16 protein-coding genes are annotated in these 17,519 nt (G+C 24.0%); 15 read left to right on the forward strand and 1 reads right to left on the reverse strand.

All coding sequences use genetic code 11. The annotated features are described in order from the left end of the window. Positions 1-18 precede the first annotated feature (18 nt). The 11 genes from lysS to tusA all read left to right on the forward strand — a co-directional run bounded on the left by lysS (position 19) and on the right by tusA (position 11,976). Positions 19-1,533 (forward strand): lysine--tRNA ligase, encoded by a 1,515-nt coding sequence (gene lysS, locus GUU85_RS02045; RefSeq protein WP_163119472.1) that lies wholly within the window; start codon positions 19-21, stop codon positions 1,531-1,533. Positions 1,534-1,603: 70 nt separating this feature from the next. Continuing rightward, on the forward strand, positions 1,604-2,851 hold the full coding sequence (lysA, locus tag GUU85_RS02050) for a diaminopimelate decarboxylase (RefSeq protein WP_163119474.1): 1,248 nt from the start codon (positions 1,604-1,606) through the stop codon (positions 2,849-2,851). A gap of 28 nt (positions 2,852-2,879) precedes the next feature. Beyond that, entirely contained in the window at positions 2,880-3,731 is an 852-nt protein-coding gene (gene lgt, locus GUU85_RS02055; protein ID WP_163119476.1) for a prolipoprotein diacylglyceryl transferase, read from the forward strand. Between the two features lie 6 nt (positions 3,732-3,737). Continuing rightward, positions 3,738-4,532, forward strand: a complete 795-nt coding sequence (gene thyA / locus GUU85_RS02060) for a thymidylate synthase (RefSeq protein WP_163119478.1) — start codon at positions 3,738-3,740, stop codon at positions 4,530-4,532. A gap of 58 nt (positions 4,533-4,590) precedes the next feature. Then, entirely contained in the window at positions 4,591-5,910 is a 1,320-nt protein-coding gene (gene miaB, locus GUU85_RS02065; protein ID WP_174240619.1) for a tRNA (N6-isopentenyl adenosine(37)-C2)-methylthiotransferase MiaB, read from the forward strand. A gap of 17 nt (positions 5,911-5,927) precedes the next feature. Further along, complete coding sequence (ybeY, locus tag GUU85_RS02070) at positions 5,928-6,380, forward strand: rRNA maturation RNase YbeY (RefSeq protein ID WP_163119480.1); 453 nt, start codon at positions 5,928-5,930, stop codon at positions 6,378-6,380. Positions 6,381-6,474: 94 nt separating this feature from the next. Continuing rightward, positions 6,475-7,344, forward strand: a complete 870-nt coding sequence (gene corC, locus GUU85_RS02075) for a CNNM family magnesium/cobalt transport protein CorC (RefSeq protein WP_163119482.1) — start codon at positions 6,475-6,477, stop codon at positions 7,342-7,344. A gap of 62 nt (positions 7,345-7,406) precedes the next feature. Continuing rightward, entirely contained in the window at positions 7,407-9,998 is a 2,592-nt protein-coding gene (gene leuS, locus GUU85_RS02080; protein ID WP_163119484.1) for a leucine--tRNA ligase, read from the forward strand. Between the two features lie 27 nt (positions 9,999-10,025). After that, a complete protein-coding gene (gene holA, locus GUU85_RS02085; RefSeq protein WP_163119486.1) occupies positions 10,026-11,039 on the forward strand; it encodes a DNA polymerase III subunit delta in 1,014 nt (337 codons plus the stop codon). A gap of 18 nt (positions 11,040-11,057) precedes the next feature. Then, positions 11,058-11,687, forward strand: coding sequence for a nicotinate-nucleotide adenylyltransferase (gene nadD / locus GUU85_RS02090; protein ID WP_163119488.1), 630 nt, complete (start codon positions 11,058-11,060; stop codon positions 11,685-11,687). 58 nt (positions 11,688-11,745) lie between these two features. Next, positions 11,746-11,976, forward strand: coding sequence for a sulfurtransferase TusA (gene tusA / locus GUU85_RS02095; RefSeq protein ID WP_163119490.1), 231 nt, complete (start codon positions 11,746-11,748; stop codon positions 11,974-11,976). Positions 11,977-12,112: 136 nt separating this feature from the next. Here the strand turns inward: tusA and asd are convergent, their stop codons facing one another. Continuing rightward, positions 12,113-13,222: an aspartate-semialdehyde dehydrogenase gene (gene asd / locus GUU85_RS02100; protein ID WP_163119492.1), complete on the reverse strand. Its 1,110-nt coding sequence runs from the start codon at positions 13,220-13,222 to the stop codon at positions 12,113-12,115. 311 nt (positions 13,223-13,533) lie between these two features. On the opposite strand from asd, the gene GUU85_RS02105 reads away from it, so the two are divergent. From GUU85_RS02105 to mscS, 4 genes are all read left to right on the forward strand, one after another. After that, entirely contained in the window at positions 13,534-14,127 is a 594-nt protein-coding gene (locus tag GUU85_RS02105; protein WP_163119494.1) for a YhgN family NAAT transporter, read from the forward strand. Positions 14,128-14,232: 105 nt separating this feature from the next. Then, entirely contained in the window at positions 14,233-15,414 is a 1,182-nt protein-coding gene (locus tag GUU85_RS02110; RefSeq protein ID WP_163119496.1) for a phosphoglycerate kinase, read from the forward strand. A gap of 8 nt (positions 15,415-15,422) precedes the next feature. Continuing rightward, positions 15,423-16,499, forward strand: a complete 1,077-nt coding sequence (fbaA, locus tag GUU85_RS02115; protein WP_163119498.1) for a class II fructose-bisphosphate aldolase — start codon at positions 15,423-15,425, stop codon at positions 16,497-16,499. Between the two features lie 149 nt (positions 16,500-16,648). Next, positions 16,649-17,494, forward strand: a complete 846-nt coding sequence (mscS, locus tag GUU85_RS02120; protein ID WP_163119500.1) for a small-conductance mechanosensitive channel MscS — start codon at positions 16,649-16,651, stop codon at positions 17,492-17,494. Positions 17,495-17,519 lie beyond the last annotated feature (25 nt).

A 17,519-nucleotide genomic window follows, 5' to 3' on the forward strand; every position in this document is an offset into this window, starting at 1 on the left:
AATATTCGGAATAAAGCAATGTCAAATATTATAAAAAATAGTCAAAAAAATGTTTTTAATGATGAAATAATAGAAAGAAAAAATAAATTTTTTAATATGAAAAAAAAAGGTTTAATATTACCTGATCGTTTTAAAAAAAATGATAATTTAAAAAAAATATCTGAAAAGTATTACAATAAAAATATTGATGAATTAAAAATACTAAATATTTATGTTGCTATTTCTGGTCGTATGATACAAAGACGAATTATGGGAAAAGCAGCTTTTTGTATATTACAAGATATAGAAGGAAAAATACAAATATATGTTAATGAAAAAAAAATATCATCTAACTTATATAATGATCATTTTAAAAAATGGGATTTAGGAGATATATTAGGGGTTACAGGTTTATTATTTAAAACTAAAACCGGAGAATTATCTATTTATTGTGATAACATCAATATTCTTTCTAAATCTTTAAAACCATTACCAAATAAATTTCATGGTTTATCTAATCAAGAAATACGTTATCGGAAAAGATATCTAGATTTAATTAGCAATAATAAAATATATAAAATTTTTAGATATCGTTCTGATATAATTACAAAAATTCGTAATTTTATGATACAAAATAATTTTTTAGAAGTAGAAACTCCAATGTTACATAGAATTCCTGGAGGTGCAAATGCTCGTCCATTTATTACATATCACAATGAAATTAATGCGTCAATGTATTTGAGAATAGCTCCTGAATTATATTTAAAACAGTTAATTATTGGAGGTTTTGAGCGTATTTTTGAGTTAAATAGAAATTTTCGTAATGAAGGAATTTCTTCACGTCATAATCCAGAATTTACGATGATGGAAGCTTATATTGCATATTCAAATTATGAAGATATGATGCAATTTACTGAAAAAATGTTAAAGGATATTACTACATTAATTTTTAAAAACAATAAAATTATATTTGATAAATATGAATTTGATTTTAGTCAACCATTTCATAGATTAACTATGAAAAATGCTATTCTTCAATTTAATAAACATATTACATTATCTGACTTACAAGATTTTAAAAAAATAACATTATTTGCAGAGTCTATAGGTATAAAAATAGAAAAAAAATGGGGAATAGGTCATATAGAAAATGAAATTTTTGAAAAAACAGTAGAAAAAAAATTAATTCAACCGACTTTTATTACTGAATATCCAATAGAAGTTTCTCCATTAGCGCGACGTAATGATATTAATCAAAATATTGCTGATAGATTTGAGCTTTTTATTGCTGGTTACGAAATAGCTAACGGATTTTCAGAGTTAAATGATGCAGAAGATCAAAAAAATAGATTTTTGAAACAAATCAAACAGTCATATAAAGAAAAAAATGAAAATATGTTTTATGATGAAGATTATATAGAAGCATTAAAATACGGTTTACCACCAACATCAGGATTAGGAATTGGCATTGACCGTTTAATTATGATTTTAACTAATCAAACAAGTATTCGTGATGTTATTTTATTTCCTACTCTTCGTTCATTAAAAAAATAATTTTATACATTTTAATTTGTATCAAAATATTTATGATCATTATATTTCATACAATTGCAATGAGGCAAACATGCCACAACTTTTAGAAAATAATAATAATAATATTAATATAAATAAAATTCGTGATTTAATTGAACAATATCAACCTCCATTTTGGTTATACGATGCAGATGTTATATATAAAAAAATTAAATTATTAAAAAAATTTGATGTAATTAGGTTTGCTCAAAAATCTTGTTCAAATATTAATATATTACGTTTAATGAAAAAAAAAAATATTAAAGTAGATGCTGTTTCATTAGGTGAAATTGAAAGAGCTTTAATATCTGGATTCAAATCGCACACCAACGAAATAATTTTTACTGCAGATATTTTAGATAACGAAACTCTATCTAAAGTAGTTGATTTTCAAATTCCAGTTAATGCCGGATCTTTAGATATGTTAATACAATTAGGGAAGGTTTCTCCAGGCCACAATGTATGGTTAAGAATTAATCCAGGTTTTGGATATGGTCATAGTAAAAAAACTAATACTGGAGGAGAAAATAGTAAACATGGTATTTGGGATCCTAAACTCGCATTACCTATTATAAAAAAATATAAATTAAAATTAATAGGTTTACATATGCATATAGGGTCAGGTGTGAATTATTTGCATTTAGAAAAAGTTTGTCAAGCGATGATTAAACATGTGATACAATTAAATCAAAAGATATCATCAATTTCTGCTGGAGGAGGATTATCTATACCTTATAGATTCAATGAACAATCTATTGATATAGATAAGTATTTTCAGTCTTGGCATTCTGCAAGAAAAATAATATCTCAATTTTTAGGAAGAAAAATTCAATTAGAAATTGAGCCAGGAAGATTTTTAGTTGCTGAATCTGGATTTTTAGTTTCAAGAGTTTGGGCTACAAAAAAAACAAGTAATGCAAATTTTGTGTTAGTTGATGTTGGATTTAATGATTTAATGCGACCTACTATGTATGGTAGTTATCATCATATATCTGTTATATCTGGAGATAATAGAATAATTAATTATCACGAGATGATTGATACTATTGTTGCTGGTCCTTTATGTGAATCAGGAGATGTTTTTACGCAAAAAGAAGGGGGTACTATTCAAACAAGAAAACTACCTAAAATTCAAATAGGGGATTATTTAATTTTTCATGATGCAGGTGCTTATGGTGCTTCCATGTCTTCTAATTATAATACTAGGCCGTTAATACAAGAAATATTACTATATAAAAATAATTCTATTATCATTAGAAAACGTCAAACCATTAAAGAGTTATTAAGTTTAGAACAATAATTTTTTATAACAGGATATTATGTAAAATATGTATATATTCTCCCCAAAATTTAATCCTATTATATTTTCAATTGGGCCTATATCTGCCCATTGGTATGGTTTTATGTATGTAATTAGTTTTATATTTGCAACATGGTATACAAAATATAATAAAAAAAATAAAATCAAATTATGTGATAAAAAAATAGAAATATTATTATATTTTGTTTTTATAGGATCTTTTATTGGAGGAAGAATAGGATATATCATATTTTATAATTTTCCATATTTTTATAAAAATATACTACATATATTTTATATATGGGAAGGGGGAATGTCATTTCATGGTGGATTAATAGGAGCTATAATTAGCATCTTATATTTTTCTTTAAAATATAAAAAAAACATATTTGAAATTTCAGATTTTATATCCCCACTCATACCATTTGGTTTAGGAGCTGGAAGACTAGGTAATTTTATTAATGGCGAACTATGGGGTCGTGTATCACCAAACTTTTCGTATGCTATGATTTTCCCAAATTCTAAATATCAAGATATAAAAATCGCAGAAAACAATGCTAATTTAAAATTACTTTTAGATAAATATGGATCATTACCTCGTCATCCTTCTCAATTATATGAATTTTTTTTAGAAGGTATAGTATTATTTTTGATAATGAATTTTATTTCTAAAAAAAAGACGAATAAAGGATTTGTTAGTGGTATATTTTTAATTTTTTATGGAATATTTAGAATATTTTCAGAATTTTTTAGAGAACCAGATCCTCAAATAGGATTATTATATAATATTATCACTATGGGTCAAATATTATCACTTCCCATGATAATTTTTGGATTTATTATCATTTTTCAACCTTGTTTTATAAAGAAAAAATTATGAGATATCATGAAACAATATATTCAATTAATTAAAAAAATTATTAAATTTGGAAACCAAAAACAAGATCGTACAGGCACAGGAACCTTATCTATTTTTGGTCATAATATGAAATTTAATTTAAAAAAAGGTTTTCCACTTGTTACAACAAAAAAATGTCATACTTCATCAATTATTCATGAATTATTATGGTTTTTAAAAGGAGATACTAATATTGATTATTTAAATAAAAATAATATATCTATTTGGAATCATTGGGCCGATGAGTCCGGAAATCTTGGTCCAATATATGGAAAACAATGGAGAAATTGGAAGACTGTTGAAGGCAATTATATTGATCAAATACAAAATATATTAACAGAATTAAAATATAATCCTCATTCACGCAGAATGTTAGTATCAAGTTGGAATGTAGGTGAAATTAATAAAATGAAATTACCTCCCTGTCATGTTCTATTTCAATTTTATGTCTTTCAAAAAAAATTAAGCTGTCAACTATATCAACGTTCTTGTGATGTTTTTCTTGGACTGCCTTTTAATATAGCTAGTTATTCAATACTCATACATATGATAGCACAACAGTGTAATTTAAAAGTTGGAGAATTTTTGTGGACGGGAGGAGATGTTCATTTATATAACAATCATATTAAATTAGCAAAAAAACAAATTCTTAGAACCCCTCGCAAACTTCCAGAATTAATTCTTCTTAAAAAACCAAAATCATTATTTCAATATTCTATCAATGATTTTCAAATTACTGGATATCATCCTTATGACGCTATTAAGGCAAAAATATCTATATAAAAATAACATATTTATATTAATAATATACATGCATTTTTAAATTGGATTAATTTGCAACATGAAATATATATATATTAAAACTTGGGGTTGTCAAATGAATGAATATGATTCATCTATGATAGCCAATCTATTACAAAAAGAAAAAAAATATCTACTTACCTCGTCAATAGAACAAGCTGATATTTTAATACTAAATACTTGTTCGATAAGAGAAAAAGCACAAGAAAAACTATTTCATCAACTTGGAAGATGGAAGAAGATGAAAAATGATAATCCAAAAATCATCATTGCAGTTGGTGGATGTGTTGCTACACAAGAAGGAAAAAAAATTTTTAAAAGAGCAAATTATGTAGACATTATATTTGGCACACAAACTTTACATAAATTACCAGATATGATTTCCAAAATTGAAAATAATACGAATCGTATTATAGATATTAGCTTTCCTAAATTAGAAAAATTTAAATACGTTTCAAAACCGATAAAAACAAAATACACCGAAAATGTATCTATTATGGAAGGATGTAATAAGCACTGTTCATTTTGTATTGTTCCATATACCCGAGGCCACGAGCTTAGTCGTCCATGTTATGATATATTATATGAAATATCAAATTTAGCAAAACAAGGTGTTAGAGAAATTAATTTATTAGGACAAAATGTTAATGCTTATAAAGGCTTAACTATTAATGGAAAAATTTGTCGTTTTTCAGAACTAATTAGATTAGTAGCAAAAATTAATGGAATTGATAGAATTCGATTTATTACTAGTCATCCAATCGAATTTACTGATGATATTATTGAAGTATATAAAGATACTCCAAAATTAGTTAGTTTCCTACATCTTCCTGTACAAAGTGGTTCTAATAAAATTCTGAAATTAATGAAAAGATTATATACAGTAGAAGACTATAAATTAATTATAAAAAAATTAAAACTAGTTAGGCCTAATATTCAAATTAGTTCTGATTTTATAGTAGGTTTTCCAGGAGAATCGGACCAAGATTTTCAACAAACCATAGATTTAATAGAAGATATTAATTTTGATATGAGCTTTAGTTTTATATATTCGAGACGACCTAAAACGCCTGCTGCAAAAATGAAAGATGATATTAGTCTGCAAGAAAAACAAAAACGTTTATATATTTTACAAAATCGTATTAATATACAAACAATGCTATGGAGTAGAAAAATGTTTGGAAGCACGCAATCAATTTTAGTAGAAGGAATTTCTAATAAAAATACTACCGAATTGTTTGGTCGAACAGAAAATAATAGAATTGTCACGTTTAAAGGATCACCAAATATGATAGGACAATTTATTAATTTAAAAATTAATAAAATTCATACATATTCATTGAAAGGTGAATTAATTTAAAATATAAAGAGTTAAATATGCAAAATATTATTATTAATCTTCAAAAATGTTGTAAAAACCCTCAATATATACCAAAAAAAACACTTTTTCAAAGATGGATAAAAAATATTTTAAATAAAAAAGAAATTCATATTATTACTATTCGAGTAGTAGATAAAAAAGATATTCAAAAGTTGAATTATATTTATAGAAAAATTAATAAGCCAACAAATATTTTAGCATTTCCTTTTAATGAATTCATTAAACATAATGCTAAATTGTTAGGAGATTTAGTAGTATGCAAAAGTATTATAGAACAAGAGTCTTATCAATATTATAAATTACTAGAAGCGCATTGGGCTCATATTACTATACATGGTACGCTACATTTATTAGGATATGATCATAAGACAAAAAGACAAACAAATATTATGGAACAAGTAGAAAATAAAATTATGGCATCTTTAAATTATCCTAAACCATACATTTAAAAAAAAACATTAATCTGTTGTAAAAAATATTTTATCTAAGATATTTTTACCATAGAATAATAAAATACTTTTTAAAACTAGACAATTTAATATTATGAGTGATAAAAATTCTCAAAACTGTAATAAAATTAATAAAAAAGGTTTTTTTTCTATTTTATTAAATCAAATTTTTCATGATGAACCTAAAAATCGAGAAGAACTATTATCATTAATTCGTGACTCAGAACAAAATGAACTGATCGATCAAGATACTTGCGATATGCTAGAAGGTGTTATGCATATTGTGAAAAAAAGAATAAAAGATATCATGATTCCCAGAACACAAATGATTATATTAAAGTTAGAATTTAATTTAAATCAATGTTTAGATATTATTATTGAATCTGCTCATTCACGTTTTCCAGTTATGAGTAATGACAATACTCATGTTGAGGGTTTTTTAATTGCAAAAGATTTATTACCTTTTATGAAAAACTCAAGAAAAAATTTTTGTATTCAAAGTATTATAAGACCAATTGTTGTAGTACCAGAAAGTAAATATGTCGATAGAATGTTAAAAGAATTTCGAGCAACAAGAAATCATATGGCAATAGTAATAGATGAATTTGGAATAGTTTCAGGTTTAGTTACTATAGAAGATATTCTTGAATTAATTGTAGGAGAAATTGATGATGAATATGATGATATAGAAACATTAAATATTAGAAGATTAAAAAAATCTATTTTTTCTGTTAAAGCGCTTACAGAAATTAAAGAATTTAATACAGCTTTTCATGCTAATTTTAAAGATGATGAAGTAGATACTATTGGCGGGTTAGTTATGAAAGCATTTGGTTATCTACCAATTAAAGGAGAAAGCATTAATATTGATGGTTACATTTTTAAAATATCTATAGCAGATAGCCGAAAAGTAATACAAATACATGTAACTATTCCAGAACATATAATACCAATATTAGAATAAATATAGATTTTTTCTATTCAATTTGTAAAATATATTTTTAAACATTTTTATTAGAGAAAAATATGGAACTAGAATATTCACCAGAAAAAATAGAAATATATGTACAAAATTTTTGGAACAAAAATAAAACTTTTCAAGTTAAAGAAGATTCTCAAAAAGAAAAATATTACTGTCTTCCTATGTGGCCATATCCTTCTGGAAAATTACACATGGGTCATGTAAGAAATTATACTATTAGTGATGTTATTGCTCGCTACCAAAGAATGTTAGGAAAAAATGTTTTACAACCTATGGGTTGGGATGCTTTTGGTTTACCTGCTGAAGAAGCGGCAATTAAAAATAATACTCATCCTCTCTATTGGACTAAAAAAAATATTAAATATATGAAAAAACAACTGCAATCATTAGGTTTTAGTTATGATTGGAGTCGAGAAATTACTACATGTGAACCAAAATATTATCGTTGGGAACAATGGTTTTTTACTCAATTATATAAAAAAAATCTAGTCTATAAAAAAAATAGTTTAGTAAACTGGTGTAATTATGATAAAACAGTCTTAGCTAATGAACAAGTAATTAATGGTTGTTGTTGGAGATGTCAAAATAAAATTATTATTAAGAAAATTCCACAGTGGTTTATAAAAATTAGGAAGTATGCTGAAGAATTATATCAAAATTTAAAAACATTGACTAATTGGCCTGAAAATGTAAAAAATATGCAAAAAAATTGGATTGGAAGATTAAAAGGATTTCAAATTACTCTGAAAATTTTTAATACTCTTGAAACATTGTCAGCATTTATCATCAGATTAGATTTAATTATGGGAGCTACATATGTTTCAATATCTACTCAACATCTATTATCAAAAAAGTTATCTCAAACAGATGAAAATATTGCAAATTTTATAAAAAAATATCAATATATTAAATCAGAGTCAAAAAATGATTTTCAATATATAGGAGTAAATACCAATTTGTTTGTTAATCATCCTATTACAGAAAAAAAAATACCTGTTTGGATAACTAATTTTACTGATATAGAATATGGTACTAATGCAGTATTATCTATTCCTGGACATAACAAATATGATTGGCATTTTGCAGTAAAAAATAATTTAAAAATTAAATATGTTGTATTCAATTCTAAAATTGATGCTCGAGTATTAAATTCGTTTACGTCATATATTGATATAAAAGGTGTATTATTTAATTCTAAAGAATTTAATGGATTAAATTTTGACAACGCTACTAAAAAAATAAAAAAAATATTATTAGAAAAAAAAATATTAGAAAAAAAAATTCATTATAAATTACAAGACTGGTGTATATCAAGACAGCGTTATTGGGGCACTCCCATTCCTATGGCAACATTAAATAATGGTCAAATAATTTCTATACCAGAAGATCAATTACCAGTTATTTTACCAAACATAACAAATAATATTAATTTATTAAAAATAAATCATAATACTAATTCAGAGTGGATAAAAGTTACTATTAATAATCAAGTTGCTATTAGAGAAACAGATACTTTTGACACATTTATAGAATCATCTTGGTATTACGCAAGATATACTTGTCCAAATTTTCATGCTGGTATGATTGATCCTATTTTATCAAAATATTGGTTACCTATAGATCAATATATTGGCGGAATTGAACATGCAACTATGCATTTAATATATTTTAGATTTTTTCATAAATTATTACGTGATTTTAAATTCGTTGATATTGATGAACCTGTAATAAATTTACTGTGCCAAGGTATGGTTTTATCAGAAGCTTTTTATGAAATAGATCAAAATTCTCAAAAAATTTGGTTAAATCCTAATATGGTGGAAATAAAACGTAATATAAAAGGAGAAATTACACAAGCATATAATCAAAAAGGAAAAAAAATAGTTTACGCCGGCATGATTAAAATGTCTAAATCAAAAAATAATGGAATTGAACCAGAATTAATGATTAAACGTTATGGCGCAGATACAATTCGATTATTTATTATGTTTGCTGCTCCTGTAGAGTCTACATTAGAATGGAAAGAATCTGGTGTGAAAGGTATACATCGTTTTTTAAAAAAACTTTGGATATTAATTTTTAATTATATTAATCTTAAAAAGATTCTTAATGAAAACATAAGCTTTTCTTGTTTCAATGATAAACAAAATGAATTAAGATATCAACTACACAAGACTATATTTAAAGTATCTGACGACATGGGTCGTAGAAAAACATTTAATACTGCTATTTCTACAATCATGAAATTTGTTAATAAATTATCCAAAGCATCTATGAGTTCATATCAAGATCAATATATTATGAGAGAATCTTTAACTTGCATTATTAAAATGCTTTATCCGTTTATACCTCATTTTTGTTTTGTTGTTTGGAATTATTTTGATAAAAATACTTTAATTGATCATGAGAAATGGCCTCTTTTTAAAAAAGAGATACTATTTAAACGAAATAATATTATTATTGTACAAGTAAACGGAAAAGTAAGATGTACTATAAAAATATTAAACGATAATTTAACTCAAGAAGAAATTTTATTGTATGCAAAAAATCAAAATAACATTAAGAAATATTTAAAGAATGTTCATATAAAAAAAACTATATATATTCCAAACAAAATCATTAACTTTGTCATATAAAATTTTCAATGGTATATAAAATAAAATATGTGTACAACAAAAAATATACATGTATATGAATTAAAAAAATATTTACATCAAAAATTGCATAATATTTATGTTTTGTTAGGGGAAAATAATTCTTTATTAAAGAAAAATCAAAATATAATACAACAATTTGCATTTAAAAAAGGGTTTATAAATACTATTACAATAGACATAGAAAAAAATCAAGATTGGGAAAAAGTTATTTTAACTTATAAAATAAGAAATTTGTTTTTTCAAAAAACTATTTTAGTAATCAACTTGCTTATTAAGAATATAAACACTTTTATATTCAAAAAAATATATAAAATATTCAATTTATTCAATTCAGATATTTTAACAATATTAAAATTTCACCATTTATCAAATATTATAAAAAATTCAATATTTTTTAAAAATTTTCAAAAAAAAAATTATATTATTTCGTGTTATACTCCATATAACATTGATTTTATATTATGGATTAAATATGAAATAAAAGAAAGAAATATAAAAATGTCAAAGCAAGCATTTTTATTATTATGCAAATATTATGATGGCAATACTTTATATATATTAAACGTATTAGATATGATTTTCATCACTTTTCCTAATACTTATATCGAACTTGAGATGATTAAACAAATTATCGTGCATTTTCTTGATTATTCATCATTAAATTGGATTAATTATATCTTTCAATTTAAAACACAAAAAGCTATATCTATATTATCTCTTTTTTCTAAAAAAAAATATAATCCTTTAATTTTAGTGCGTTCTTTACAAATAGATTTAACTAAACTGGTTTATATTAAACGTGAAAAAAATATAAACATCAATCAATTATTAAAAAAACATAACATATGTACTATAAGGCATAAATTTTTTATTCATGCTATTCATAAAATAAATTATTTCAATTTATTAAAAGCAATAACAATTCTTCTAAAAATAGAAATAAATATTAAAAATAATTATAATCATTTTATATGGTATCAGCTAAAAGAACTGACTTTAACACTTAATCATGCAAATTAAATATATTTAATAATTAATATGAAAAAAGTATATGGAATTTTTGGAGGAAATTTTGACCCTATTCATTATGGTCATATTTATTTAGCTAAAAAGTTAAGAGAATTAGTGTGTATAGATAAAATCATATTTCTACCTAATCATTATCCTCCTCATCGTACACGTACTCAAACATCTATAGTAGATAAAATTAATATGATTAAACTTGCTATTCATAAATATCCTTCATTTCAAATAAGTTATTTAGAAGCATACGCTAATCATATTTGTTATACAGTAGATACACTAAAAAAAATTAGAAAAAAAATCAATTATTCAACATCATTATGTTTTATAATAGGAGAAGATCATTTAAATACTTTGCATCTTTGGAAAAACTGGAAACAAATATTATTCTATGTGCATTTGATAATTTGTCCTAGAAATTATAAAAAAAAAAATCAATTAACAAATTTTATTAATTCTCATATTATTCATAATTTTCATTTACTTCATCAAAAATCTTTTGGTTATATTTTTTTTGCTAATATACCTTTATTTGATGTTTCTTCTACTCAAATTAGAAAAAATTATTCTCTAAAAAAAAACTGCAATACTCTTTTACCTAAAAACGTAAATGATTATATTTTATTAAAACAATTATACTTATAATAATTAAATATCTTAATATAAGATAATAAATCTAAAAAATAAATAATATAAAATATATATGAAAAAAAATATTAAATTAAATTTAATTGGTTTAAGATGTCCTGAGCCCATTATGATAATTAGAAAAACACTTCGAGATATCAATCTTCATGATAATATATTAGTTTTATCTGATGATCCTACAACTCAAAGAGATATTCCACATTTTTGTCATTTTATGGATCATAAATTGTTAAAATATGAAATAAAAGATAAATTATATTTATATTTATTAAAAAAAGGATTATAGTTTTAAAAAAAATATAATAATTTTATTAATTATATAACATATTTAATATATACACTTTTATTATATAATATACTTATAAGTATACAAATATAGTGTATATATCAAAAATTATTATTAATCAATGTATAAAAAAAAATTAATAATTAATTAATAAATTTAACATACGTCTTAAAGGCTCTGCTGCCCCCCATAATAGTTGATCTCCAACAGTAAAAGCAGATAAATATTTTTTTCCTATATTTAATAGTCTTAAACGACCTATTGGTATATTGAGCGTATTCGTTACAGCTGCTGGAGTTAATTTTAATAATGTATCTGATATATTATTTGGGACGACGTTGACCCATTGATTATGTTGTTTAATAATATCTTCAATATTTCTTAAAGATAGTTCTTGTGTTAACTTTATAAAAAACGTTTGACTATGACAGCGAATTGCTCCTATACGTATACATAAACTTTCAATGGTAAAGTTATTATATCCTAATATTTTTTGAGCTTCAGCATGTGCTTTCCATTCCTCACGACTTTGACCTGTATTTATTTTTTTATCAATCCAAGGAATTACACTTCCTGCTAATGGAACAGAAAAATAATCTGTAGGAAAATTAGAACTACGTGACATATTAGTCACTTTCTTTTCAATATCTAAAATTGCAGTTAAATTATTTAATAAATCTTTTTGAACAGTGCTATATAATGCACCCATTTGATTTAATAATTCTATTATATGACGAGCTCCTGCCCCCGATGCAGCCTGGTAAGTTGATACAGTTATCCATTTAATTAATTTTTGCTTAAATAAACCGCCTAATGCCATAAGCATTAAACTTACTGTACAATTACCACCAACAAATGTTTTAATACCTTTTTTAATAGAACTTATAATCATATCATAATTTATTGGATCTAATATAATTATAGAATCGTTTTCCATTCGTAAAGCCGAAGAAGCGTCTATCCAATAACCTTTCCAATTTTTTTGTCTTAACTTGGGGTATACTTGATTGGTATATTCACTTCCTTGACATGTAATAATAATATCCATATTTTTAAGAGAATTAATATCATAAGCATTTTTTAAAATATCATACGATATATTATTGATTACAGGACCATATTGACCAAATTGAGATGTTGAAAAAAATACAGGGGTAATATTTAATAAATCATTTTCTTCTTGCATTCTCTGTAATAATACCGATCCAACTATACCACGCCAACCTACTAAACCTACAATTTTCATAATTAGTTAATATACAGATTTTTTACATTAACAATTATATTTTATTATTTAATATAATAATTATAGTTAAAGAAAAAATATTCTGTCTCCTAAAAATAATTATAAATTCCAGATGATGAAATATATAATAGTGATAAAATATTAGAAATTTTTAATAATTCAATTAATAGAATTATTTTTGTATAAAAATTTCTTTCAAATTTAAAATATATTATAGCAATGAAAATTTTATATTAAAAAATATTATATGATAAATATATTCAAAATATTATATACAAGAATACTATTATAAGAGGATATAATATATCAATATGACCGAAATTATCTCTACAACTATATTATTAATTCTTATTATGGATCCGTTAGGTAATTTACCAATTTTTGTAACAGTTTTGAAGCATTTAAATGAAAAAAGAAGAAAGATTATAGTTATACGTGAAATGATTATAGCATTATTTATTATGCTATTATTTTTATTTTTTGGAGAAAAAATCTTAACAATTTTAAATTTAAAAACTGAAACTGTTTCAATATCTGGAGGAATTATTTTATTCTTAATTTCTATTAAAATGATTTTTCCTTCTGAAACTGGAAAAAATAATAATATTTCTTCATATGAAGAGCCATTTTTAGTACCTTTAGCAATGCCATTAATTGCAGGCCCATCTTTATTGGCTACTCTTATGTTATTATCACATCAATATTTATATCACATGTTTTATCTAGTGATATCATTGTTAATTGCATGGTTTTTTACAATTGTAGTATTATTGTTATCTAATGTATTTTTAAAAATTTTTGGTAAAAAAAGTGTAAATGCGTTAGAACGCCTAATGGGATTAATATTAATTATGCTATCTACTCAAATGTTTTTAGATGGTATAAAAGTATGGTTAAAAAATTAAAAAATATTATTTATTTATAATCTATCATTTTGAATGATAGATTAAAGAATTATTTAAAAAATAAATAAATATTTTAAAAATATGAAATTATTAAACGGTATAATTATGACTATAAACACAATAGCTCAAATTAATATAAATAATAAAAGAGTTTTAATACGATGTGATTTAAATGTTCCAATAGAAAATGGAATTATTCAATCTGATGCAAGAATATTAGCAGCATTACCTACTATTGAATTAGCTCTTCAAAAAAATGCTAAAGTCATTATCATGTCTCATTTAGGAAGACCTAAAGAAGGATTATATACAAAAAAATATTCTTTATTTCCTATTTTTGAATATTTTAAAAAAAAATTTAGTAATACTAAAATATACTTTTCTAATAATTTTTTAAAAGATATTTCATTGAAAGCAGGAGAAATTGCTATTTTAGAAAATGTTCGTTTTAATCCAGGAGAATTAAATAATAGCGTAATACTATCTAAAAAATATGCTGATCTTTGCGATATATTTATAATGGATGCTTTTGCTAGTGCTCATAGAAAACAATCATCTACTTATGGAATTGGTAAATTTGTTAAAATTGCATGTGCTGGACTTCTTTTGATCAAAGAAATCGATGCTTTAAAAAACGCATTAAAAAATCCAAAACGTCCTATGGTGGCAATAGTAGGTGGATCAAAAGTATCAACTAAATTTAATGTATTACATACATTATCTAAAATTGCAGATACAATTATTGTTGGAGGAGGAATTGCAAATACTTTTTTAGCTATTGATCATAATATTGGAAAATCGTTACATGAACCAAATTTTATATTTGAAGCTAAAAAATTACGTGATAAATATAATATTATCACACCAATTGATTCTCGTGTTGGAAAAAAATTTTGTAAAACAGAAAAATCAACAATAAAATTAACTTCTAATATTTTAAAAGATGAAGAAATCATGGATATTGGCGATCAAACTATTCAAAAAATTTTAAATATTCTTAAAAATGCTCAAACGATTATTTGGAATGGACCAGTTGGAGTATTTGAGTTTCCATATTTTAGAGTAGGAACTGAAATGATTGCTAAAACAATTGCGAATAGTAATGCTTTTTCTATAGCTGGAGGAGGAGACACCTTATCTGTTATTGATATGTTTAACATTCATAATAATATTTCTTATATTTCTACTGGAGGAGGAGCATTTTTAGAATTTATAGAAAACAATACATTGCCTGTAATAAAAATGTTAGAAAAAAATTTTAAAAACATATTATATAAAAAAGCATAGGAAAACAATTGAATATTTTAAATACAATTAGTCCAGGCGTTTTGAATGGTAATGAAGCGAGAATTATTTTTGAAATAGCTAAAAAAAAACAATTTGCGATTCCTGCAGTCAACTGTATAGGAACAGATTCTATAAACACTGTTTTAGAAACAGCTGCCCGTGTAAAATCTCCAGTGATTATACAATTTTCTTATGGAGGAGCATCATTTATTGCGGGATATAAAAATCGATTTTCTTCTTATGCAGAGCAAATAATTCAAGGTTCTATATCTGGTGCTCAACATGTTCATTTAATGGCAAAACATTATAAAATTCCAGTCATATTACATACAGATCATTGTCCGAAAGAATTATTATCATGGATTGATGGACTATTAGAAATAGGAAAAAAACATTATTTTAATTATAATCAACCCTTGTTTACTTCACATATGATTGATTTATCTAAAGAAAAATTAAAAGATAATATTTCTATATGTAAAAGATATTTTAAAAAAATGAATAAAATTAATATGATGTTAGAAATTGAATTAGGATGTACAGGAGGAGAAGAAGATGGAATAGATAATACTACAATGGATAAAAAATTACTTTATACACATCCTGAGGATGTGAATTATGCTTATGAAATATTAAATAAAATTAGTCAAAATTTTAGCATTGCAGCATCATTTGGTAATATACATGGTGTTTATCAAGCTGGTAATGTAGATCTTAAGCCAAGTATTTTAAAACAATCACAACAATATGTTAGTTCTAAGCATAATTTAAAAAATAATCCATTAAATTTAGTATTTCATGGGGGATCAGGTTCCAATTTGCAAGAGATCCAAGAAGCTATACAATATGGAGTTGTCAAAATGAATCTTGATACTGATATGCAATGGGCTACATGGAAAGGAGTGTTAAATTTTTATAATAAAAATAAAGAATTTTTACAAAATCAATTAGGTAATAAACATGATCAAAATAAACCTAATAAAAAATATTATGATCCGAGATCATGGATAAGACATGCACAAGAATCAATGTCACTTCGATTAGAAAAATCGTTTAAGGAATTGAATTCTTATAATATTTTATAGACATTTCATTAATAATGAAAACCTATTTCGGGGAATAAATAAAAATATTCTCCGTAAAATTAATTAATTTTAAATATATTAATAATTTTTTTAAAATATATAATAATATTTTACAATACTTATTAAAATTTTAGCATAACGAGATAATAATGAATGAACTCAACGTAGTAAATGATATACATCATGCAGGAAATTGGTTGATACGCAATCAAGAATTATTACTTGGATATATAATAAACTTAACATCAGCTTTTGTAATTATAATTATTGGTATGTTTATGTCTAAAGTAGTATCTAATGGTGTTAATCAAGTATTAATTACACGTAATATTGACGCTACTATTTCTGGTTTTCTTTCTGCGTTAATGCGATATATTATGATTACTTTTGCATTAATTGCTTCATTAGGACGTATTGGGGTACAAACAACATCTGTAATAGCTATATTAGGAGCTGCTGGTATGGCGATAGGTTTAGCATTACAAGGTTCTTTATCAAATTTTGCAGCTGGAGTATTATTAGTTACATTTAGACCATTAAAAACTGGAGAGTACGTTAATCTAGGAAATGTTTCAGGAACTGTTTTAAATATTCATATTTTTTATACTATGTTACGTACTTTAGATGGAAAAATTGTAGTTGTGCCTAATAATAAAATTATATCTAATAATATTATTAATTACTCAAGAGAGCCTTCACGTAGAAATGAATTTATTATCAGTGTAGCTTACAATAGTGATATCGATTTAGTCATTAAAATATTACGACAAGTCATCGAACAAGAAGATCGAGTAATAAAAGATAAAGATATCATTGTAGGTTTAAGCGAATTAGCACCATCTTCTTTAAATTTTATTGTACGTTGTTGGAGTAAAAATAATGATCTTAATCCAGTATATTGGGATTTAATGGCTAAATTTAAAAAAGCATTAGATAAAAATAATATCAATTTGCCTTATCCTCAATTAGATGTTCATCTTTATAAAAAAAAATAAATATTGTGATATTTAAATAATATTT

It is taken from the genome of Buchnera aphidicola (Uroleucon sonchi) (assembly GCF_011035165.1).
Taxonomy (GTDB): domain Bacteria; phylum Pseudomonadota; class Gammaproteobacteria; order Enterobacterales; family Enterobacteriaceae; genus Buchnera; species Buchnera aphidicola_BE.